This window comes from Xanthocytophaga flava (assembly GCF_030068545.1).
In the GTDB taxonomy this organism is placed as follows: Bacteria; Bacteroidota; Bacteroidia; order Cytophagales; family 172606-1; genus Xanthocytophaga; species Xanthocytophaga flava.
Genome location: NZ_JASJOR010000004.1, coordinates 76,950 through 99,608 on the forward strand (window position 1 = coordinate 76,950; position 22,659 = coordinate 99,608).

Annotated in this window: 19 protein-coding genes; 14 read left to right on the forward strand and 5 right to left on the reverse strand. The window is 38.2% G+C overall.

Annotation, left to right across the window (positions count from 1 at the left end; translation table 11 throughout):
• The first annotated feature begins 542 nt into the window (after positions 1-542).
• Positions 543-3,881: a SusC/RagA family TonB-linked outer membrane protein gene (locus QNI15_RS07570; protein ID WP_313996367.1), complete on the forward strand. Its 3,339-nt coding sequence runs from the start codon at positions 543-545 to the stop codon at positions 3,879-3,881.
• A gap of 71 nt (positions 3,882-3,952) precedes the next feature.
• The gene (locus tag QNI15_RS07575) at positions 3,953-5,386 is read left to right on the forward strand and encodes a SusD/RagB family nutrient-binding outer membrane lipoprotein (RefSeq protein ID WP_313996370.1); all 1,434 of its coding nucleotides are present in this window, start codon (positions 3,953-3,955) and stop codon (positions 5,384-5,386) included.
• A 164-nt stretch (positions 5,387-5,550) separates the two neighbouring features.
• On the opposite strand, the gene QNI15_RS07580 is transcribed toward QNI15_RS07575, so the two are convergent.
• The gene (locus tag QNI15_RS07580; RefSeq protein WP_313996372.1) at positions 5,551-6,687 is read right to left on the reverse strand and encodes a hypothetical protein; all 1,137 of its coding nucleotides are present in this window, start codon (positions 6,685-6,687) and stop codon (positions 5,551-5,553) included.
• Positions 6,688-7,315: 628 nt separating this feature from the next.
• On the opposite strand from QNI15_RS07580, the gene QNI15_RS07585 reads away from it, so the two are divergent.
• On the forward strand, positions 7,316-7,690 hold the full coding sequence (locus QNI15_RS07585; RefSeq protein ID WP_313996376.1) for a hypothetical protein: 375 nt from the start codon (positions 7,316-7,318) through the stop codon (positions 7,688-7,690).
• Between the two features lie 113 nt (positions 7,691-7,803).
• Here the strand turns inward: QNI15_RS07585 and QNI15_RS07590 are convergent, their stop codons facing one another.
• Positions 7,804-8,613 (reverse strand): M48 family metallopeptidase, encoded by an 810-nt coding sequence (locus QNI15_RS07590; RefSeq protein WP_313976301.1) that lies wholly within the window; start codon positions 8,611-8,613, stop codon positions 7,804-7,806.
• Positions 8,614-8,849: 236 nt separating this feature from the next.
• Here QNI15_RS07590 and QNI15_RS07595 point away from each other — a divergent pair, with 236 nt between their 5' ends.
• From QNI15_RS07595 to QNI15_RS07635, 9 genes are all read left to right on the forward strand, one after another.
• Entirely contained in the window at positions 8,850-9,461 is a 612-nt protein-coding gene (locus QNI15_RS07595) for a fumarylacetoacetate hydrolase family protein (protein ID WP_313996379.1), read from the forward strand.
• Positions 9,462-9,588: 127 nt separating this feature from the next.
• On the forward strand, positions 9,589-11,541 hold the full coding sequence (locus QNI15_RS07600; protein WP_314031210.1) for a M23 family metallopeptidase: 1,953 nt from the start codon (positions 9,589-9,591) through the stop codon (positions 11,539-11,541).
• A gap of 110 nt (positions 11,542-11,651) precedes the next feature.
• Positions 11,652-12,101, forward strand: a complete 450-nt coding sequence (gene bcp, locus QNI15_RS07605; RefSeq protein ID WP_313996383.1) for a thioredoxin-dependent thiol peroxidase — start codon at positions 11,652-11,654, stop codon at positions 12,099-12,101.
• An 89-nt stretch (positions 12,102-12,190) separates the two neighbouring features.
• Positions 12,191-13,063, forward strand: coding sequence for a transketolase (locus tag QNI15_RS07610; RefSeq protein WP_313976293.1), 873 nt, complete (start codon positions 12,191-12,193; stop codon positions 13,061-13,063).
• A gap of 69 nt (positions 13,064-13,132) precedes the next feature.
• Positions 13,133-14,101: a transketolase family protein gene (locus QNI15_RS07615; protein ID WP_313996388.1), complete on the forward strand. Its 969-nt coding sequence runs from the start codon at positions 13,133-13,135 to the stop codon at positions 14,099-14,101.
• A gap of 134 nt (positions 14,102-14,235) precedes the next feature.
• Positions 14,236-15,918 (forward strand): gamma-glutamyltransferase, encoded by a 1,683-nt coding sequence (gene ggt, locus QNI15_RS07620; RefSeq protein ID WP_390902167.1) that lies wholly within the window; start codon positions 14,236-14,238, stop codon positions 15,916-15,918.
• Between the two features lie 284 nt (positions 15,919-16,202).
• On the forward strand, positions 16,203-17,078 hold the full coding sequence (locus QNI15_RS07625; RefSeq protein ID WP_314031211.1) for a DUF4349 domain-containing protein: 876 nt from the start codon (positions 16,203-16,205) through the stop codon (positions 17,076-17,078).
• Between the two features lie 199 nt (positions 17,079-17,277).
• Positions 17,278-17,859 carry a Crp/Fnr family transcriptional regulator gene (locus QNI15_RS07630; RefSeq protein ID WP_314031212.1) on the forward strand — a complete coding sequence of 194 codons (582 nt, stop codon included), beginning with the start codon at positions 17,278-17,280 and terminating at the stop codon, positions 17,857-17,859.
• 94 nt (positions 17,860-17,953) lie between these two features.
• The gene (locus tag QNI15_RS07635) at positions 17,954-18,814 is read left to right on the forward strand and encodes a PhzF family phenazine biosynthesis protein (RefSeq protein ID WP_314031214.1); all 861 of its coding nucleotides are present in this window, start codon (positions 17,954-17,956) and stop codon (positions 18,812-18,814) included.
• 65 nt (positions 18,815-18,879) lie between these two features.
• Here the strand turns inward: QNI15_RS07635 and folB are convergent, their stop codons facing one another.
• The 3 genes from folB to QNI15_RS07650 form a co-directional block, all read right to left on the reverse strand.
• Positions 18,880-19,230: a dihydroneopterin aldolase gene (gene folB, locus QNI15_RS07640; RefSeq protein WP_313976283.1), complete on the reverse strand. Its 351-nt coding sequence runs from the start codon at positions 19,228-19,230 to the stop codon at positions 18,880-18,882.
• A 56-nt stretch (positions 19,231-19,286) separates the two neighbouring features.
• Positions 19,287-20,096: a DivIVA domain-containing protein gene (locus QNI15_RS07645; RefSeq protein ID WP_313976281.1), complete on the reverse strand. Its 810-nt coding sequence runs from the start codon at positions 20,094-20,096 to the stop codon at positions 19,287-19,289.
• A gap of 132 nt (positions 20,097-20,228) precedes the next feature.
• Positions 20,229-21,149, reverse strand: coding sequence for a WD40 repeat domain-containing protein (locus QNI15_RS07650; protein WP_314031216.1), 921 nt, complete (start codon positions 21,147-21,149; stop codon positions 20,229-20,231).
• Between the two features lie 255 nt (positions 21,150-21,404).
• Here QNI15_RS07650 and QNI15_RS07655 point away from each other — a divergent pair, with 255 nt between their 5' ends.
• Together QNI15_RS07655 and QNI15_RS07660 are read left to right on the forward strand one after the other, a co-directional pair.
• Positions 21,405-22,058: a 4'-phosphopantetheinyl transferase superfamily protein gene (locus QNI15_RS07655; RefSeq protein WP_314031217.1), complete on the forward strand. Its 654-nt coding sequence runs from the start codon at positions 21,405-21,407 to the stop codon at positions 22,056-22,058.
• The gene (locus tag QNI15_RS07660) at positions 22,042-22,647 is read left to right on the forward strand and encodes a thioredoxin family protein (RefSeq protein ID WP_314031218.1); all 606 of its coding nucleotides are present in this window, start codon (positions 22,042-22,044) and stop codon (positions 22,645-22,647) included. The genes QNI15_RS07655 and QNI15_RS07660 overlap by 17 nt, the downstream gene beginning before the upstream one ends.
• Positions 22,648-22,659 lie beyond the last annotated feature (12 nt).

Genomic DNA, 22,659 nt, shown 5'->3' on the forward strand with positions numbered 1-22,659 from the left:
TTCCTCAACCAATAATCCTAATTAATCTAGTTCTTCTCTTTACAGAAATCAAACAATTGACAAAAATATTACATAAACGAGCACACTCAAACATACGACATAAAAAACCATAAAGTAACACAAAAGATAATATAATAACAAAACCACATTAAATAACTCATTTACAGATAATAAATAAAAATAAAAAAATACAACCAAAATATAATATATGCTTCAAAAGGAAAATCCATGGAATATTTCTAAAAAATCAGATTTTCACAAAATAATTCTCTTCATATACTATACATGAAATATCATAAATCTTACATTATTTATTATAGGTAAAATACAATAAACAAGGGATAACAGAATATTTTACAACCAAAAACTATACTTACAAAATTTTTTAAAGTAAAAAATGAATATCACACCACATAACAATTCGTAACATTCAAAAAACAAAATTTTACACTATTAATTTTTAAGAATGAACTTATTAAGGTACATTTACCTACACATTTTCTTCATTTTATTACATAACAAACTTCTAAACCTCATTTTTTATGAAGAAACTTTTATCCTTTCTTATGTTATTCCTGCTATCGATTGGAGCACTCTTCGCCCAAGAACGAACCATTACAGGAAAAGTCACAGATTCCAACGATGGCACTCCACTGCCAGGAGTAAGTGTGATAGTCAAAGGCACGACTACAGGCACAACCTCTAATGCAAATGGCGACTTTCAGATAAGTGCTCCTTCAGATGCCACATTAACATTCAGCTTCATAGGATTTGCCACACAAGAAGTACAGGTAGGTGGCCGCACAACTGTTAATGTACAGATGCAAACAGATGTTAGACAATTGAATGAAGTTGTAGTCAATGCGATTGGTGTAGAAACCTCCAAAGATAAGCTTGGCACTACTGTCTCTACTGTTAAAGGTAATTCAGTTGTACAATCTGGAGAGACTTCTCTGCTGAATGGTCTCTCTGGTAAAGCTGCTGGTGTTACAATTACAAGAAACGGCAGTGATCCAGGGGCTGGAACATATATCCAACTGAGAGGGCAAAACTCAATTACAGGAAGTAATCAGCCTCTGATTGTGATAGATGGAGTCCCTGTATTTAATAGCTATATTTCGAGTAATGACGGTAATCAGGCAGGCAGTGGCAATCAGATTGACGGTGTTCAGCAACAGTCACGTTTGAATGATTTAAATCCTGCTGACATTGCATCTGTTGAAGTACTTCCAAGTGCCTCTGCTGCTGCTTTATGGGGTAGCCGTGCTGCCAACGGTGTCATTGTAATTACTACAAAGAAAGGCCAAAGCACCAATGGTAAAATCAACATTGGTTATAAAGGCACTGTCTCTTTAGATGAAGTAAACAAAGTTCCAGATCTACAACGTTCTTTTGGACAGGGAACCAATGGAAAATTCGCTTCTGGTAACTCAAGGAGTTGGGGTGATCGTATTGAAGATCGTGCTGGTGGACCAGATACATACACTACAGGAACTGGAGTCCCATTTGTAACATTTTCGGATGGGACTACCCGTTATCCTATTGCTTCAGGTACCAGTAGCAATCCTCATGGAAATAAGAAGTCAATAGAAACCTATGAACACGGAAAAGAGGTATTTCGTATTGGTTATTTCATTGATAACTCAATTAATCTAAGTGGAGGAACCAACAAGGCTAATTTTTATGCTAGTTATTCTAACTTGACACAACAGGGTATTGTAAAACGCAACAGCGATTACAACCGGAATACTGCACGTATTAATGTTTCTACACAATTAACTGATAAGATCAAAGGTACAGCTAATATAACCTATTCGAATGTTCGTTCTAACCGTACTCAACAAGGATCAAACCTGGGTGGTATTTTCTTGGGAGGATTACGTACTTCTCCTGATTATGATAACGAAGCATATACTGTAGGAACTTTTCATACTGCATCGGGGGAATTACGTCCAAATCGGCAAATTTCCTATCGCAATCCCTTAGGTAATCCAGATGCTGGCTTTTTTGATAACCCTTTTTGGACAATCGAACATAACAGAAGCTTTGCAGTTGTAAACCGTATCTTAGGAAATATAGAATTAAGTTATGATGTCCTGAGTTGGTTAAATTTACGAGGTAATGTAGGGGTCGATACATATTCTGACAGAAGAACTGATTTTGTGAACGCTCAATCTGCTATTTCTCCAGGAGGGGTATATACGGAACAAACTATTACAGAAAGTCAGTGGAATACTAACTTATTTGCCCGAGCAAATCATCGGTTCTCTGATAACTTCAATGGATCTTTACTTTTGGGTTTCAACTATAACAGCCGTCAGTACAATAATGTAGGAGCTCTTGGCCGTAACTTTATTGTTCCTGATGCTCCTCCAAACCTAGCAAATACTTCACCCACAAACCGTGAGCCATTTAACTATGCTAGTACAGTTAAAACGAATGCTGCTTTTACACAAATAGATCTAGAAATTCTCGACCAAGTATTTGTAACAGCTACAGGACGTGCAGAAGCTGCTTCGACTTTTGGACGTGAAGCCCAAAGTATATTCTTCTATCCTTCTATTAATTCATCCTGGCAGTTTACAAAACTTTTAGGAGAAAGTAGAATTTTAAGCTTTGGTAAAATTAGAGCTGGATTTGGCATTGTGGGAAATGAACCTGCCCCTTATTATAATATAACTAAATATTTCCCCACTACCTTCGCTGAGACATGGGGTGGCACTCTCAATGGTGCTCAATTTGGGGTAGGCGGCTATCAACGCTCCGCTACAGCTGGTAATCCAAGATTACGTCCTGAAAAGAAACAGGAAGTTGAAGTAGGCTTTGATGTTCGTTTATTTGATAGCAGAATTCAGTTGAGTGGTACTGCATACTACAATCGTAACACGGATGTTATTTTGCCAGTAGATCGTGCACCTTCATCAGGTTTTAGTTCGCAGTATGACAATGCTGCAACAATGGAGAACAAAGGATTGGAATTTACTCTACAAACAGATTGGTTAAGGAAAGGTGATTTTAAATGGTCTTCCAATTTCTTATGGTCTTTATACCGCAATAAAGTAGTTGATCTAAGGGGTGTTGAATATATCTTCCTTCCTGGTGGTGGTTTTACAGATGGTTCTTCGGTAGCAGTAAGAGGTCAGCCTGTTGGTGTAATTTGGGGAACAGATTATGCTCGTAACGATAATGGTAACTATCAGTTAGATAACAATGGCTTTCCTATTGTAGCACTTAGTTCCAGTGTAATAGGTAACCCTAATCCAAAGTATCGGGCTAGTATTGGGAACACATTCAGTTTTAAAGGTTTTAGCTTATATGGTTTGTTTGATTTTAGTATAGGAAATGAAATGTGGAATGGGACACGTGGTGCTCTTGTCAACTATGGCGTAGCCAAAGAGACAGCAGTTGAGACCACTGTATCAGCAGCAGAAGCTGCCTCTATTAAAACATTTGATGGTGCAACCATTGCTGATCTAACTACTAATACTCGCATTATATCACGTCGTAATAATGATGGTACCTACACATTCAGAGGTACAGTTGGAAATTTTGGAAATGGACCTGTTGCCTTAGATCAGGCTTGGTATTTAAATTCCGGAGGTGGGTTTGGTATAAATGCTCCTTTTGTAGAAGATGCAAGTTGGGCTCGTTTACGTGAACTTACACTCAACTATACTCTTAATAATGAATGGCTCCGCAAACGTACTAAGCTTTCTTCTGTTACACTTGGATTTACTGGGAGAAACCTTGTCTTATGGACAGATTATAAAGGAATTGATCCTGAAACTAACCTTACTGGAGCAAATAACGGTCGTGGCATAGACTATTTCCAGAACCCTAATACTCGTTCATTTATTTTCAGCCTTTCAATTAATTATTAATTGAATAGTAATTTGGCATGAATTATTCTAAAACAATTCAATTTATCAATTACGACTTTTCAATTGGATATATGAGAAAATTATATATTTTTTTAGGTATTATCAGTGCTATGGTCTCCTTAAATGGATGCAAAAATCTGATAAGTGGATATGATGTAGATCCTGTAAATATTACAGACCCTTCTGTCATTGGCATTGAGCAATACTTAAGTGGAGCTCAGGTAAATCTGATTGGTGTTTATGAGGGGGATATGAGTAGGCTTACTGGACTATGGACAGGACATTTTAGTGGAGAAGACCGACAATATGTTCCACTTTCCAATTATGTAGTTTCTGCTCGTGATTTTAATAATCAATGGACTACTATGTATACTAATGTGCTAGCTAATGTTAATATCATGAAGCAAAATGCTATAGCAATACAGCATCTACAGGCATTAGGCATTGGACAGGTTATGCAGGCTATGACTTTAGGATTGGCTGCAGATCTTTTTGGCGATGTGCCTTATACTGAAGCCTTACAATATCCAATAATTGTTACGCCTAAATATGACTCTCAGGAAGCTGTTTATACAGCAGTACAGATACTACTTGATTCTGCAATCACCAACTTGGGCACAAAATCTGCTGCAGATGTAGGAGATGCAGACATTTTCTTTGGTGGGGACAAACAAAAGTGGATTCAGGCTGCCAATACATTAAAAGCTCGCTTTTATCTACATGTAAAGGATTATGCAAACGCAGTCAAATATACCGATCCATCCATTGCTATTGCTTCAGCAAGTGATAACATGATGGCTATGCACGGGCCTGATTATCAGCAAAACGCAAATTTATTTTATTCATTCTTAGCAGGCGATCGTCCAGGTTATATGGCAGGCAATGCTTATGCTGTACAGTTGTTAGATCCTGTTTCTTCTATAAGTCGTAATAATGCTAAAACCAATGAAGAAGCCCGCTTAAATTATCTTTACATTCCTGATGAAGGGTTCTATGATGTTAACTACGATGTAGGTGGTTTTTTCGATGCTACAAGTTCTTTTCCAATTGTCACTTTTGAAGAAAACACGCTCATTCGTGCAGAAGCATATGCAAAACAAAATGATTTTGATAATGCATTGGCTTCATTAAATACCTTACGCGCCTATTATACCTCAGGTGCTAATCTAAGTGAAGCTATTACAGATGACTTTGAATTTGAATATGCTCCATATACAACTACCGACTTTGCACCGGGAGGTATTGAAAATAATGATAATGTAACAGCAATTCAAGCACTGATTCGAGAAATTCTAGAGGAAAGGTATATTACACTAACAGGGCAGTTGGAAGTGTTTAATGATGTACGAAGAACTCATAATTTGCTAGAGATTCCTTTGAAATCTGGTGCATCTGAATTTCCTCAGCGATTATTGTATCCGCAAGCTGAAATCAATGCCAATGCGGCTAATGTACCTCAAGTAACGCTCTATACACCTACTACAGTAAATTCTAGTCCATACTAAAACTAGTAATGTTATAAAGTTAGAAAATCAAATCTTCCATTATTGAAGATGATTTAAATAAGGAAAGCCTTTTATTTAGCAGCTAGTGTCGCTAAATAAAAGGCTTCTTCTTTTAAGATATATTATTTTAAGTTCTATTTATTAAGTTATATGGGTCAAGGGATTTAGTCTGTAAACCCTAAACGAACATTACGTCCCTTAGGATCATTTTCGGTTTTGAAAGTTATCAGCGTATTGGAAATATCAATGAGAGGAGTACTTGTTTTAATATCATATGTTGCATCATAGATAGTAACTGTAAGCTGGCTTGTTGGTGCATCACTTATCTTCATAACAGATTTTGACACGCCAGTCGTTTTGTCAGTGAATTGCCCAATAATAGAAAGCTTATATCTGCTATCAGAACCGAATCCACCCCATGAACAGAACCCTTTCTCTTCTTCAGCCCAGCAATGTGCTACAAAATAATTACGTCTTTTGGTATATTTGAAAACCGATTTAACACAATCATATCTGATTTCTCTATTATGTATTGGGTCCCATTCAATGCAAGTAGTTTGTACTGATTCATAAATAGGTTCATCTACAATAGCCAGATCTAATTCTGCTGTTAATCTCGACTCCCAGACACAACCCGATGTACTTTCTTGTTTTTCTATCACCTGATGCTTTTGTTTTTCATAAAAGGTTGTTCTAGCACCCTTACTATCAGAAGCTCTAATTACTTTAGTTACCACAATATTTTGGCTTTCGTCTGTTTTAGAAATATAAGGAAGTTGCTTAATCTTTTCTATATTACTATCTGTAATGACTTTTAAATAGTCATAAGAGTACTGAAAAAGTATACCACCTACTTTTACAATACCATCTTTATTGATAACGGAAGCAATATCTGTACGATAGGTATTCATCACTATTTTATTACCATACAGAAACTTGAAACACATTGGGTTATTTTTAATTATTGAAGGTAATTCAAAACCTTCCTTATCAACACTTTTACCTAACTCTTCAGATTCCTTTAAACCCTGCTCGAATAAATTTCTCATAGAAAGAATACCCGTCTGAGCCTCCCACTTTTGTAGTTCATCATTTTGTTTATCTCTTAGCTCAACAAGAGTTCGTTCTAACGTAGCCTGGTCTGGAAATTCAAGATATCCATTTGGGCTAAGCTGGATTTGATTGTGTATGCGATTTAACTCAGGTTCTATTTTAGCATCTTCTTTATGGCAAGATACAAAAGCACCCCCTGATAAAAAGGCAATTAGAAATAGGCATAAAGCAGTTCTTATTTTTTCCATATTGGTAACTTTTTAAATTTAGACATATACCAATATATAAACTATTAGCCTCATAAAAAAAATATAAAAACCATACTATTTGTGATTTTATTTATTCAAAATAATTACACAAAAACTGTATATTAATTATATCATATTTTTTTTCCTGAGAACTCAAGACTTTATTGGGTTACCATATGAGTTAGGGTATATAGCGAATCCTACTATTATACCCAAGTAGAACTCTCCATAAAAATAAAGAAGTAGGGCCCTTAAAAATAGTTATACCTAATAAACAAGCCTAAATCAGTTACTGAGAAAGAATAATAGTAGTATGGTAGCAAATTATAGTAAAGAACCAATTTTAAGATAGCGCTCAACTATCATTTTTTACAGGACAGGTATTTCCATTCTACTGATAGCTATTAACAAATAGTATAAAAGTCAATAGTTGAAGCTATATACAAGCTTTAAACAGAATCTTATGCTCTCCATCCTAGTATTTATACATTGTAAAGAGATAGTATCTAATTCGTTAACCATCAAATTGAACTAATTAATTACATCTGTACTTAATGCAGTATTCCCTGTTATTTAATAAGCAATAGCTTGAATTTCTTTGTATTACAAAAATTCAACTAGCTTATTCATGAAATTTCTACAAAATCTAGTATTGGCTGTATGCATCGGAATGTGTTGTAGTTGTGTGGTAATGCATAAAAATTATGAAGCAGAGGCATCAGCCAAACGAACAGCAGGCATCATTCCTGTTTATACGGCAGAGCCAGAGTTACGTAATTATGAAGAAGTGGCACACTATGAAGCAGTAGGTAGTAATGTCACCTCGTTTAAGAAAGTACTTGCACGTGTCAGACGTCAGGCTCGCAAGGATGGTTGTGAGGCATTGGTTAAAGTTAAATTCTATCGTCAGCCAATCGGAGCCGGTCGCAAACCTGCCACATTTCCCAAGGTTGAAGCGACAGGAGTCCGTTTCACAGACCGAAATGGGCTAGCTAACAATTAAGCAAGTCGCCTACTATCGTTATACAGATCAGATCCAGTAACTTTTGATAGCCTTAAAAGAAAAAAGCCCCATACAATTTTGTAATTGGGGCTTTTCTCTAATCAGGTACTATGTTATTTTTTACTTTGGTTATAGTATTGTAACGCCTTGGGCATCAGCTTCTGCAAACGACTGATACGTGTTGCATCTGAAGGGTGTGTGGAAAGAAATTCTGGTGGTTTTTGAGATCCCTTGCTAGCTTCTGCCATACGTTGCCATAATTTAACAGACTCCTGAGGATCATATCCAGCCAATGCCGCAACATACAATCCGATTTCATCTGCTTCAGACTCCTGACTACGAGAGTGTGACAGCAGCCCTAGTTGTGTTCCAGCACCTGCAGCCTGCAAAACAATCTGATTAACCAATGTAGGGTTTTGGCCTACAACAACGCCTCCAGCCTGTAATAATCCATTGGTTACCATCTGCTGGCTAGATCTTTCACTACCATGTCGTGCCACGGCATGAGCAATTTCGTGACCCATTACCACAGCCAGACCTGCTTCGTTCTGAGTCACAGGCAATAATCCTGTGTAGACCACCACTTTTCCCCCTGGCATACACCAAGCATTTAATTCTTTGCTATCAACCAGATTGTATTCCCATTTAAAACCAGAGATAGCATTCGATTGATTTCTTTCTTTCAAAAGCTTCTCCAGTGCAGCTTGCACCCTTGCCCCTACCCTCTTCACCATATCAGCCTGACTGTTACTTACAGGCTTATTCTCTGTTAAAAATTGTGTATAGGCTTGCAGAGCCATTGCATTCATCTCAGAATCAGGTATAAAGTTTAACTGGCTTCGTCCAGTTATAGGTACCTTCTGACAACTTATAATACCTCCGACGATTGTAAGGCTTAGTAAAAATTTTGACAGTTTTCTCATGTGTTCTATTGTTATGTGTAAACTAATGAAAGTTTTACGTTAAAATTGAAGCAAAAAGTTTGCCTGAAATTTATATTTTTGTCAATTAAACAGTTTTTAGATTCAAGATACTCTTCTCTTTACATTGCTAATACCTATTGTTATTGCATTGGAAAAAGAAATTTAAAGTATCCGTTTGTTCTTTATATTCTGTTATCTGTTCCTAATTCCACTTCCTACTTTATACAATCAGATTCATGAAAATCATTGCTATCGGCCGAAATTACGTTGAACATATTGAAGAATTAAAAAACGAAAAACCTTCCGAACCTGTAGTCTTTTTAAAACCTGATACAGCCTTACTCAAAGATAATGCCCCTTTCTACTACCCTGATTTTTCACAAGATGTACATCATGAAGTAGAAATTTTAGTAAAGATTAGTAAAGAGGGCAAATATATTGAGGAAAAATTTGCGCACAAATATTATGACGAGATTGGTGTAGGAATAGACTTTACAGCCCGAGATATACAACAAAAGTGCAAGGAAAAAGGATTACCATGGGAAATAGCCAAAGCGTTTAATGGTTCAGCTCCTGTTTCGGAATTTGTACCCAAAACAAACTTTGCCAATATCCGGGATATAAATTTTAGCCTTCAGATTAATGGGGAAACCCGTCAGCAAGGTAATACAGGTCTGACATTATTCAATTTTGATTATATCATCTCCTATGTTTCAAAATTCTTTACCTTAAAGAAAGGAGATATCATCTTTACAGGCACTCCCAAAGGTGTAGGTCCTGTAAAAATCGGGGATAAACTAACAGCTTTTATAGAAGGAGAAAAAATGCTTGAATTTGAAGTAAAATGAGTCTACCATCAATACTCATTTGATAGTACAAACACTACAACACCAAAATCTAAAACTACAACAATGATCAATTGGTAAATATGTTTCCATGCTGAATCACTCTGATTCATTCAAATCATACCACTGTATGCTGACATTTTTGAATACCTTAAAAAACAGGATTTTTGTAAAAAAAACGCTTTCCGCTCCCCTCTTATATCTCTTTTCAGGCATTTTATGTCTGACCATATTATCTCCTACACAGGCACAAACATCTTACCCTAAAGGGTATTTTATGTTTCCTATCAAGCCTGGTCAGAAAAATCTACTGGCAGGAAATATGGGAGAACTTAGACCTGATCATTTTCATGCCGGACTGGATATTAAAACGGATGGTAAAGAAGGGCTTCCTGTATATGCAGCAGCAGATGGATATATTTCCCGCATTAAGGTTACACGCAAGGGATATGGCAATGGTTTATATATTACACATCCCAATGGATATGTTACTGTATATGGCCACCTCAAACAATACAACGCGATAATTGGTCAATACCTGAAAACACACCAGTATGATCAACAAACTTTTGAGATTGATTTATTACTAGATAGTACTCAGATTCGGGTAAAAAGAGGAGAAGTAGTTGCCCTTTCTGGCAATACAGGTGGTTCAGGTGGTCCTCACCTTCATTTCGAAATCCGGGATACAAAAGACAATGTACTGAATCCATTAAATTTTGGCTTTTCTGAAATCACTGATAAGATTTCTCCCATTATCTCCCGTTTAGCCTTACGCACACTCTCTATTCAAGGTAGAGTAGACGGAGAATATGGTCGCCTGGAATATATACCACAACGTCAACCCAATGGCAATTATATCATTCATAAACCTGTTTATGGCTATGGAGATCTGGGACTGGAGTTGCTAGCCAACGATTTATCAGATGGTACATCTAATCGCAATGGCATCAGTTGTATTGAGGTACAACTGGATAATCAGGTGATTTTCTCACACCATCTGGAGTCATTCTCTTTTGACCAGACACAATATATTAACACCCATATTGCTTACGAAAAATACAGGCTTTCAGGAGAACGATATCAACGTTGTTATCTCACAGATGGAAATGCACTAACAACATATAAAACAGATGAAAACAAAGGCCGTATTCATATTATGGATACCCAACCACATCTCGTTAAAGTTAGTGTATGGGATGCGTATCAGAATGTAACTCGTCTGAACTTTACCATACAGGGAAATCCGTATAATCCCTCTATACCTGCATTCAAATCTGCAACCAATACGGCTCAGGTCCAACAACAATTATTTGAGAACACACTTTGTCTGTGGGTAAACAACCCATTAGCAGGAGCACAGAAAGCAACATTCTATACAGGCAAAGATAGTGTACAGGTTCCTTCTGCCTATATAAAGAAAGGTGAAGTAGTTTATCTGTGGGATGTACGCAAAGCACTACCAGACTCAGTACAAATTGGCAATCACACCGAACCTTTCTATTTCAAGTCACTGGTTCCTTCCAATGTGAACCATTTGTATGAAGGTGATTCAATAAGCATTCTCTTTAATGAGAGCTCTCTTTTTGATACATTGTATCTGGAGACTCGCCAGCAAGGTAACATTTACCAGATAGGTCGTATGGTTGTACCTCTACGGGATTATATTGACGTCCGCTTGAAAGCAAATGTACCGTCAACACAGAAGACAAAGACATCTGTATATCTCTTACGAGGAAGAACCCCCAGCTATCAGGGAGGTACATGGATTGACAATAGCCTTAGCTTCCGTACAAAAGATCTGGGAACATTTACACTCATGGCAGATACAATTGCTCCTGTAGCGAAATGTATTATAAAAAACAGAGAACAGATTGTATGTAAAGTGTCTGATAACCTTTCGGGTATAGGAAACTACAGAGCCTACATTAATGGACGCTGGTTGCTGATGCAATATGACTACAAAACAGGCCTTTTATGGTCTGACCGGCCTCAGGATATGCCTATGTTACAGGGCGATTTTATACTTGAAGTAGAGGATAATGTACAAAATACAATAAAATTGGAAATGAAAATTCCATAAGAATTGTAATTGTGACAGATTTACACAAACTTTGCCACAGTGTCCAGACCTTGTAAGGTATTTGATGCCTTACAAGGTCTGTTCGTTTACCTCTTACAATTCAATCTTTCATGAAACTGAACATTGGAGACGAAGCCCCTGACTTCGTTAGCAAAGACCAGAATGGCAATGCTTTTAAGCTTTCTGATTATCGGGGCAAGAAGGTAGTCCTGTATTTTTATCCCAAGGACGATACTTCAGGCTGTACAGCTCAGGCTTGTAACCTGAATGAAAATCTGTCTGCACTGGAAGCAGCGGGTTATCAGGTAATTGGTGTAAGTGTGGACAATGAAAAATCACATAAGAAATTCATTACCAAATATGATCTCAAATTTCCATTAGTAGCCGATACCGACAAGCAGGTGGTTGAGCAATATGACGTATGGAAAGAAAAAAGCATGTATGGTCGCAAATACATGGGAACAATGCGTACTACCTTTTTAATTGATGAAAAAGGAATTATTACTGATATCATTGAAAAAGTAGATACTAAGAACCACTCGGCTCAGATACTGAAGTAACAGATCATCAACAGACTAAGCTTCTGAATACCTTAGCTTTTGAAAATCAAGTTTAATTATTTATCTTTTTCTAATCCGCAGATTTACTTATGGAATCCGTGATTCAAGACTCAACACCCAAAACCCTAGAAGAATTAAAAGACATCAGCTCTCAGGTACGTCGTGATATTGTACGTATGGTACATGGAGTGGGTAACGGTCACCCAGGTGGTGCTCTAGGTTGTACAGAATATTTTGTAGCGCTGTATTTCCACCTTATGAAACATAACCCTGACTTCAAGATGGATGGTATTGGGGAAGACTTATGTTTCCTATCTAATGGACATATTTCAGCTGTGTGGTATTCCGTACTGGCTCGCAGCGGATATTTCCCAGTAGCAGAATTAAGTACTCATCGCAAAATCAATTCCCGTCTGCAGGGACACCCCACTACCCACGAAGGATTGCCAGGCATTCGTATGGCATCCGGATCACTGGGTCAGGGCCTGTCTGTAGCTGTAGGAGCTGCTCAGGCAAAAAAGCTAAATGGAGATAACCACCTGGTATATGTGCTGATGGGAGACGGAGAACAGGATGAAGGTCAGATCTGGGAAGCAGCCATGTATGCAGCACACCATAAAGTTGACAATCTTATTGCAACAGTTGACTGGAATGGGCAGCAAATTGACGGACCTACTGTAAAAGTAATGGATCTGAAAGATCTTCCGGCAAAATACCGTGCATTCGGATGGGAAGTAATCATTCTGGAAAACGGAAACGACATGGCAGAACTGATCAAAACATATGAACATGCTAAAACATTAACCGGAAAAGGTTCTCCTGTGGCAATCATGATGAAAACAGGTATGGGTTATGGTGTAGACTTTATGATGGGAAGTCACAAATGGCATGGTGTTGCGCCTAATGATGACCAATTGGCTCAGGCATTGGCACAATTACCAGAAACGCTGGGTGATTTTTAATGCATAATGCTATCTCATACAACTCATATTTGAAATCGTATTTCTTCAAAAGAAAATCCTGACCGTAAAATGAAACAATTCACTATTCTAGATAAAAAAGATACCCGCAGTGGTTTTGGTGTAGGTTTACTGGAAGCTGGCCGGAAAAACCCAAATGTTGTTGCGTTGTGTGCTGACTTGGTTGGCTCACTAAAGATGGATGCTTTTATTAAGGAGTTTCCTGAGCGTTTTTTCCAGGTAGGTATTGCAGAAGCTAACATGATGGGTGTAGCTGCTGGTTTAACTATTGGTGGTAAAATTCCTTTTACAGGAACATTTGCCAACTTCTCTACAGGTCGTGTATATGACCAGATCCGTCAGTCTATTGCCTATTCTGACAAGAATGTAAAAATATGTGCATCTCACGCAGGCCTTACACTGGGTGAAGATGGTGCTACTCACCAGATTCTGGAAGATCTGGGTATGATGCGTATGCTACCAGGCATGACAGTAATCAACCCATGCGATTTTAACCAGACGAAAGCAGCAACTATGGCAATTGCAGAACACCATGGTCCGGTGTATCTGCGTTTCGGACGTCCAGTAGTTCCTGTATTTATCTCAGAAGATACGCCATTCATCATTGGTAAAGCACTAATGTTAAACGAAGGTGCAGATGTAAGTATATTTGCGACAGGTCATATGGTATGGAAAGCAATTGAAGCAGGCCATATCCTGGCAGAACGTGGCATTGATGCAGAAATCATCAACATCCATACGATTAAGCCATTGGATAAAGAAGCTATCCTGGAATCAGTGAAGAAAACAGGTTGTGCTGTTTCAGCAGAAGAGCACCAGTTGAATGGAGGTTTGGGAGATGCAATTGCACATGTATTAAGCAGCAACTATCCTTCTCCTCTGGAAATGGTAGCCGTACAGGATACATTTGGTGAAAGTGGAACACCAGATGAACTGATGGTAAAATATGGTCTTACTTCTACAGCCATTGTAGATGCAGCAGAACGTGCTATCAAACGGAAAAAAGAAGTTCTTGCCTAAAAGAATCTTTTCTTCAAATAGATATAACTCCCGGATATAGCTTATCCGGGAGTTTTTTATTTCTAGTGTTTTTTATACATTCGGAGTAATGCAAAGTAGTTCTCTTTAAATCTACCCAACAAGCCAAACAATCTATGAAGAAAGGTTACTTTATTATTCTCTTACTTATACTGCAACAAAGCTCCCTCTTTGCCCAACACACTAAGGGAGTAACAGCTAAACACGCGATGGTGGTATCTGCCCATCCGGAAGCCTCACGAGTAGGTGTGGAAATTCTGAAAAAAGGTGGTAATGCGGTAGATGCAGCTATTGCAGTACAGTTTGCCCTGGCAGTGGTATATCCGGTAGCAGGCAATATTGGTGGAGGTGGATTTATGGTATATCGTCTCAAGGATGGTTCTACAGGAACATTGGATTATCGGGAGAAAGCCCCAGCAGCAGCCTTTGAAAAAATGTATCAGGATTCAGCAGGCAACGTTATTCAGGGATTAAGTATTAATGGACACCTGGCAGCTGGTGTTCCAGGTGCAGTAGATGGAATGGCAGAAGCGCACAAGAAACTGGGCACCCTTCCATGGAAAGACCTCGTTCAACCCTCTATTGATCTGGCCCGCAATGGAGTAATACTCACCGAAAAGGAAGCCAATAGTTTGAATAATGCAAAAGAAAATTTCATCAAATACAATACACATACACCTTATCTGGTCAGAGAAAAGCCTTGGCAGAAAGGAGACACCTTATTTCATCCGGCTCTGGCATTAACACTGGAACGTATTCGGGACTTGGGCAGAGAAGGATTTTATAGTGGTGAAACTGCCAATATGATTGTACGGGAAATGCAGACTGCCAATGGAATTATCTCTCTTGAAGACCTCAAGAACTATCATTCTGTATGGCGAGACCCCATGATTGGAGACTACAAAGGATATAAGATTATTTCTATGCCTCCTCCTTCCAGTGGTGGAGTTGCACTGCTGCAATTGCTGAAAATGATGGAAAACGCAAAATTACGTAAATGGGGATGGCAACAACCTAATACAGTGCATTGGATGGCAGAATGTGAAAGACGTGTGTATGCAGATCGAGCCTCACATTTGGGTGATCCGGATTTTTACAAAGTTCCTGTCGCCGATTTGTTAAATGCCAACTATCTTCAGGAACGCTTACAAACCATACAGATGGACCATGCAACCCCTTCCAATGAGATAAAAGCAGGCATGTTTGCCAGAAACGAAAGTGATCAAACCACCCATTTTTCCATTGTAGATGCTCAGGGCAATGCTGTTTCCATTACTACTACACTCAATGGAGGATTTGGCTCCAAAGTAGTAGTAAAAGAAGCTGGCTTTTTGCTGAATAATGAAATGGATGATTTCAGCGCTAAACCAGGTGTACCTAACTTATATGGAGTAGTGGGTGGTGTTGCAAATGCCGTGCAACCGGGCAAACGGATGCTATCTTCTATGACACCTACCATTATCGAGAAAAAAGGAAAGTTGTATATGGTAGTAGGTACACCGGGAGGGTCTACCATTATCACCTCTGTATTCCAGAATATTCTGAATGTGCTCGAACACAAAATGGGAATGCAGGAATCCGTGAGTGCGAAACGTTTTCACCATCAGTGGCTACCAGATGCAATCATGGCCGAAAAAGGAGCTTTTAGTGAAGAGGCCCGTAAAGCACTTGAAGCCAAAGGACATAAGATCACTGAAGTAAATGGCATTGGTCGTGTGGATGCGATACTGATACGAAAAAAACACAAAATGGAAGGAGGAGCAGACCCACGTGGAGATGATACAGCTATAGGATACTAGGTTTTTGGTTAAGATAACCCAATATAAGAGAAAGGCGTCACCGATACGTTGACGCCTTTACTATTATTTCTGAGCAGAAGTTATTGAAATTGATTCAATAATATTTTTATATAACTATCTATATATCAATACCTAAGGGAAGTAAAAAAACATTTTGTTTTAGCATTACTGAAAATATTTTATTTGTTAGTGTATGGAATCTGAGAAAGGAAAACATCTTTTTAAGAAAAAAAGATAATTTTTTTTCGCACTATTTTCTCTACTCACTATAGTTACTTACCACTATGAAAAAATACGTATTTTTAGCCTTCCCAATTATCCTTCTTTCGTGTAGTAATGGAGAAAGCAGTCACTTTGAAGGTGGGCTTTCAAAAACTGAAGAACAGACTGCGGATCTTATGATGTTACCTGCTCCTCCAGAAGGTAATGTTAGTACTGTTAACTTCAAGGAGATGGAAGTCATATCTGATAATACAGAGCTAGCTGTCATCCAAAAGCAAATTATTAAGACTGCACAGATCCGTATACAGGTAGAAAAGGTAAAAGAGAGCAAAGCAATTGTCAGCCAGTTAGTACAAAAAGCAGGCGGCTATCTGGCTACCTCAAACGAATCACGAGACAATGCGTCCTATACTGCTACATTTGTCATCCGAGTACCTGCAGCCAAATTTGAAGGACTGTTGGAAGAATTACTCAAGCAGGGCATTTTTGTAGAGCAGAACAATGTAACGGCTCAGGATGTAACAGAAGAGTTCATAGATATACAAACCCGGCTGAAAACCAAACGGGCACTGGAAACACGTTATCTGGAGTTATTGAAACAAGCCAAGACTATGAAAGATATTCTTGAGTTGGAACAGGCCCTGCAAACAGTACGTGAAGAAATTGAATCCAAGGAAGGTCGGCTTAAGTATCTCACCAATCAAGTAGGCTACAGCACGATTAATCTGGATATCTACGAACAAGTACCTTATGCAGCGGTACCTGAGATTGGCTTCTGGAGTAAACTCTTTGCAGGTGCAGGCAATGGCTGGAGTATCCTGCTACAACTGATCATTGGTATAGTTACATTATGGCCTCTGTGGATTATATTGGCTCTTGGAGTATGGATCTCACGTCGCATATATATAAAACGTAAACTTCGCAAAGAAGCGCTATAGTACAATCCTATTTAAGAAAACCAGAAATAATCTATTTATTGATAGTGTTGTAAAATTATCAAAGTTCTGATAGTACTGAGAAAATATCAGAACTTTGATATTGTTAAAAAAGTGTCAGAGTCCTGATAGCCTTCTATCGCCCCTTTTCTTATTTTCGAAAACAAACCATTGTACCAGAACCAGACTTATACCAAATGGCATGTGGGATTTATTGATTGCACACTTTACCCAACGAAATATTCAACTCAATGAAGAGCAAATAGCACTGATACAATCTGCCTTCCATTACAGAAAATTTCGCAAACATCAATATATTCTTCAACAAGGTGATATTGCAAGATATGACACATTTGTAATCAAAGGCATACTCAAAACGTATCTGGTAGATGAGAAAGGTCAGGAACATATTATAAAATTCAGTCTCGAAGACTGGTGGGCAAATGATCTTTATAGCTTTCATACTGAGTTGCCTACCAGCTATACAATAGATTGTCTGGAAGACAGTGAAGTTTTACAGATTACCCGAAAAGATCAGGAAAAACTGATTGAAAGAATTCCTCAATTGCATCAATACTACCATATCACATACAGAAACTCCATTATTGCCTACAATCGTCGGATAGCCTCTTCATTATGCAACACCGCACTAGAGCGTTATCAGGAGTTTATTATTCGATATCCGCAGATTGAGCAGCGGGTTTCCAATCATCTTATTGCTTCCTATCTGGGTATTACGCCACAAAGTCTGAGTCGCCTGCGAAAACAAGCTTCAGGAAATTAACATAGGGTAACGAAATTACTTATCCTATGTGATCGTTTCTATATCTCACCTTCACCAACTTTGCAAGTATATTATACACTAGGAAATTATACTTATGCAAGTTGAAGTACATATTGTCAATGCGTTTACCCAGCAAGGTAAAGGTGGAAATCCTGCAGCTATTGTATTAGATGCAGATAATCTTTTGATCAGTCAGAAACAGGAAATTGCGACCAAAGTTAGGCTTTCCGAGACTGCATTTGTCAGTGCATCCAGCATAGCCGATATCAGGCTGGAGTTCTTTACTCCTACCCGGCAAATAGCCCATTGTGGACATGCCACAATTGCAACCTTTGCTTATCTTAAACAACGGGGGACCATCACACAGGTTACGCAAGCCACTAAGGAAACCATAGATGGGATACGACAAATACGATTCCTTAAGGATGCTGTATATATGGAACAAAAAGCGCCCCACTATACTTTTCCGGAAGCAAGTGATTTGCCCATTATTTATCAATCGCTGGGGTTATCTCAATACTATACCTTGAAACCTGCGTTAGTGAATACAGGTAATACTTTTCTTATACTGGAAGTGCCTGAGGTATCTGTATTGGGACATATCACGCCCGATTTCGAAAAAATTGCGGCAATCTCTGAAAAATATAACTTAGTCGGATATTATGTATTTGCTAAAAGTCAACAAGCAGGTATAAATGCGACTACACGAATGTTTGCTCCACTGTATGGAATAGAAGAAGAGTCAGCTACAGGTATGGCAGCGGGTCCACTTGCTGCATTTCTATATCAGTCAGGTGATCGCAGAGGAAAATATACAATTGAACAGGGACGATATATGAAACAACCTTCTCTCAGTCTGATTCATATCAACCTTGAGATACAGGATGATCAGATAGAATTATTGTATGCGGGAGGACAGGCAACGTTGGTCGAAAAATATACAATAGAGATCTGAGAGAGCCCTATAGATAACTCATCTTACCTAATGATGTAATAGAAGTTTAGTATATCTGATACGAGCTATCGTGTCAGGGTAATTTTAGACTGGCGACATACACCACCAACAGGGGGATTTTGTTTGGCAATACTAACAGTAACAGATTCTATATGAGGATACTTATAATAGATTTTGTCCAATATACGCCCTGCCATATTCTCCAGTAAATGAGATTGTATTTCCATCTCCTCTTTTACAATGTTATAAAGCACTTCATAATTTACAGTCTGGCTCAGTTTATCTGTTTGTGCAGGCTGAGTCAGATCTAGTGTTACAGCCAGGTCTACAATAAAACGATTGCCTACTTTACGTTCTTCTTCATAGAAGCCGTGGTAGGCAAAAAACTCCATTCCTTCTAAAGCAATAATGCCCAAAATGTATTACAAATTTAAAATGTGTAGTTGATTTCCTTCAAGCAATTACAATCCTGTTATTTAATCTCATCAAAGAACGAAGCAGGTCCTTTTGAAGGGGAAGAGTCTTCTTTCTTCTCAGTTGCAGGCTTTGACTGATTCTTAACCACTACACTACCTTGCAGAATAGATATAGGTGTTGATGAGGCTTTGGTCTCTGCAGGCTTTCCTGTTGCTACAGATTCAGGTTCTCCGTTTTTAGTGGCAGTATCCCATGTATTCTGAGATAGTGAAATAGTGCTTTCCTTGGGTTTATTCTCAAGAGCCTCCCGAACTTCCCGTATTTTATCTTCAAAGACATTCTTATTTCCTTTTTCAGCAACCCGGTTGATTCGATCCAAGGTGTCGCTGGCAATATTTTGAATTTCTTTGATCAGACTTTCTTTCAGTCTTTCCAACTGACGAAAATCATTCTCACGGCTTTTGAGTTCAGTTAGCGTTTCTTCCAGCTTGTTTCTCGACTGATTTTCTGCATCCTGAATCATTTTCTGTGCTTTAGCACGAGCTTCATTTAATAACAAGTCAGCCTGGTTACGGGCTTCGCGCATCTGTAAATCTGCAGAACGGTTAGCCTGCTCAATAAGTTGAGAACTAGTATCTTCAGCAGTTTTTAGTGTTTTATATAATGAGGTCTCCACATCGCGCATCTTCTGTACCTCTTTTTGAGTCACCTCCAGCTTTATACGATACTCCCGATTCTCTTCTAATACGCGTTCCCACTCTTGTGATAAGGATTGTAAAAATGCAATTACTTCATCTTTATCATACCCACGCAGCATTTTTTCTGCAAAAACTTTCTGACGTATTTCGATGGGTGTTATTTTCATAGGTTGCTGTGCCTGATTCAGGCAGTTTATATAAAATTTCGTCGTTTAAACGCATTCTTTATGTGGTAAAGCTACACTTTTATATATAAATATCCTATTATTTTGGCTTTCTAAAGGGTTTATCGCTCTAAATCAGGGCAAATCATCGATTGCCCATATAGATAACGTACGATCATCGCTGGCTGATACTAAACGACCATGATAATCTGTCCAAAGTAATTTATTAACAGAGGTTCCATGGCCAGCATGACGTGCTTTATCAATAACTTTCAGTAAACGAAATGAAAGAGCATCCCATACTTTAATGGATTTATCCATACTGCCTGTCGCAAAATAGCGTCCATCAGGATGGAAGGTAATATGGTTGATAGCGTACATATGTGCTACAATGGAATTGTACAGTGAATACGAAGCTCCAACATCCCATATTTTCAGCTGAGCATCACGACCAGCACTTACTAGAAGTTGTGAATCAGGCGAGTAGGCTACTGTAAAAACAGAGTTTGTATGTCCTTCCAATGTATGCTTCAATGTTAACGTTTTCAGATCCAGAATCCGGATCTGGTGATCGCTGTACCCAACAGCCAGGTCGTTGCTTTGTATATTTATAGCCAGACATCTGGCACTTTTATCGGAGAGTTTTAGTTGTTTTCGGATAGTTAAGGTTTCCTTGTCCAGCATGATCACTGTACCATCTCCTGTTGCCACATAGACATATCCGTCCCATATCTGAATATCAAAAATAGCAGATTCGGTAATTTTAACGGAGCCTATCTCGTTCTGTGAAACTAGATCTATTACATGCAATCCATCAAAGTTCTGTCCAATCCAAAGTAATTGCCTTTCTTCTTCAAAATGCAATGCATAGACAGAAGCACCAATCTGTGCCAACAGCTTTCCCTGATCAGGATTTTGTAAATCCCATTGAACAACTAACCCATCACCAGCTGCTGAAAAAAACTGATACGAGTTTGCCGCCTTTTCTATGGCATAGACACAATCTCTGTGACCTGTAAAAGTTCCTACCTTATTTACTTGTATTCTATGACTCAAATTTTCCGACATTTGTGTTTACAATACTTGATAGGGTAAAATTAATCGTAATTGTGGCTTTCTTCAAAACTATACCAATCAGTTATCTCCGATAAATAAAATATTCGTTCAATTATGCCACAAATCGTAAGTATAAGTATTTTTACCCCGAAAATGTTCCTTTATTCATATTTGGCTATAAGTTATTGTATACACTGTTTTTTTCTGAGAAAAAAGTAGCACATTCGTGTTTTTAGCCCTCTTCTTACCATCTATATGCCTTTGTCCAAAAGTGAATGTATAAATGATAGCTGTATCTGGGGGATATGGGAGATCAACGAAACACTGGAAGAATTATATCATCTCTGGCATCCTAATGAGCATGATAACTCCTACCTGTTAAGCATTAGCCATGAAGGACGCCGCAAACAAACCCTAGCTTCTCGAATACTTGTACAATATTTATTACATCATTGGGAAAAGCCGTATCAGGGTATACTCAAAAACTGGCAGGGCCGTCCACTGTTGGCAGAACATGAATACTATGTATCGGTAAGTCATACTGAAAGATATGCAGCAGCTATTCTGCACAAAAGTTCTCCAGTCGGAATTGACATTGAGCCGGTTAAAGAAAAAATGCGTAGGATAATCCCCAGAGTTTTATCACCACAGGAATATGAGCATGCACAGGATGATATTGAAAAATATTGTGTCTACTGGTGTGCCAAAGAAGCTTTATATAAGTTGTATAGCCAACGCCAATTAAGTTTCAGAGATCAGATTTATGTAGAAAATTTTGATATATACGAAAATGGTACATTATTTGGTACTGTTAAGGCAGATACACACAACACTTCGTATACAATCTTTTATCAGAAAATTACTAGTTTTATAGTGGCTTATACTTTTAAAGGTGAAATCTCTACGTAGCTTTATATTAACACTGAAAGCAGCTCTGCTGCTTACTATAATAGCCTCTGCTCAAACACCTGGCAAGATTGAGAATTTTACGTTAATCAATGCGATTAACCATAATTCCATTTCATTGTCAGACTACAAGAATGAAAAGGCAATTGTACTGATTTTTACAAGCAATTACTGTCCTTTTGCCAAACTTTATGAAGAGCGTATTCAAAACCTGATCTCTCAATATCAGGGAAAAGGAGCACAATTTCTTTTAATTAACTCCAATACTTCTTTGGATCATCTTGATGACTCAATAGAAGAAATGGCAAAATGGGCAAAAGAAAAAAATGCAGTAGTACCATACCTTGCGGATAAGGAACAAAAAGTAGCACTGCAATTTAAAGCCACCAAAAATCCGGAAGTCTTTGTATTACAAAATACAGGAGAAGGAAACTTTATTTTAAAATACAGAGGCGCGATCGACGATAATCCTCAAGTCGCTCAGGAAGCTACTGCGTTTTATCTAAGAGACGCTATTACAGCTGCAGTCAATCGGAAGAACCTTTCCTATGCAGAAAAACGTCCTGTTGGATGTGCTATACAAAAACAATAACCTTGGTTGTAG

What these genes read in the sequence shown, in the direction of transcription:
- QNI15_RS07570 (WP_313996367.1), top strand. Translation starts at nt 543, where the DNA reads ATGAAGAAACTTTTATCCTTTCTTATGTTATTCCTGCTATCGATTGGA.
- QNI15_RS07575 (WP_313996370.1), top strand. Translation starts at nt 3,953, where the DNA reads ATGAGAAAATTATATATTTTTTTAGGTATTATCAGTGCTATGGTCTCC.
- QNI15_RS07580 (WP_313996372.1), bottom strand. Translation starts at nt 6,687, where the DNA reads ATGGAAAAAATAAGAACTGCTTTATGCCTATTTCTAATTGCCTTTTTA.
- QNI15_RS07585 (WP_313996376.1), top strand. Translation starts at nt 7,316, where the DNA reads ATGAAATTTCTACAAAATCTAGTATTGGCTGTATGCATCGGAATGTGT.
- QNI15_RS07590 (WP_313976301.1), bottom strand. Translation starts at nt 8,613, where the DNA reads ATGAGAAAACTGTCAAAATTTTTACTAAGCCTTACAATCGTCGGAGGT.
- QNI15_RS07595 (WP_313996379.1), top strand. Translation starts at nt 8,850, where the DNA reads ATGAAAATCATTGCTATCGGCCGAAATTACGTTGAACATATTGAAGAA.
- QNI15_RS07600 (WP_314031210.1), top strand. Translation starts at nt 9,589, where the DNA reads ATGCTGACATTTTTGAATACCTTAAAAAACAGGATTTTTGTAAAAAAA.
- bcp (WP_313996383.1), top strand. Translation starts at nt 11,652, where the DNA reads ATGAAACTGAACATTGGAGACGAAGCCCCTGACTTCGTTAGCAAAGAC.
- QNI15_RS07610 (WP_313976293.1), top strand. Translation starts at nt 12,191, where the DNA reads ATGGAATCCGTGATTCAAGACTCAACACCCAAAACCCTAGAAGAATTA.
- QNI15_RS07615 (WP_313996388.1), top strand. Translation starts at nt 13,133, where the DNA reads ATGAAACAATTCACTATTCTAGATAAAAAAGATACCCGCAGTGGTTTT.
- ggt (WP_390902167.1), top strand. Translation starts at nt 14,236, where the DNA reads ATGAAGAAAGGTTACTTTATTATTCTCTTACTTATACTGCAACAAAGC.
- QNI15_RS07625 (WP_314031211.1), top strand. Translation starts at nt 16,203, where the DNA reads ATGAAAAAATACGTATTTTTAGCCTTCCCAATTATCCTTCTTTCGTGT.
- QNI15_RS07630 (WP_314031212.1), top strand. Translation starts at nt 17,278, where the DNA reads ATGTGGGATTTATTGATTGCACACTTTACCCAACGAAATATTCAACTC.
- QNI15_RS07635 (WP_314031214.1), top strand. Translation starts at nt 17,954, where the DNA reads ATGCAAGTTGAAGTACATATTGTCAATGCGTTTACCCAGCAAGGTAAA.
- QNI15_RS07645 (WP_313976281.1), bottom strand. Translation starts at nt 20,096, where the DNA reads ATGAAAATAACACCCATCGAAATACGTCAGAAAGTTTTTGCAGAAAAA.
- QNI15_RS07655 (WP_314031217.1), top strand. Translation starts at nt 21,405, where the DNA reads ATGCCTTTGTCCAAAAGTGAATGTATAAATGATAGCTGTATCTGGGGG.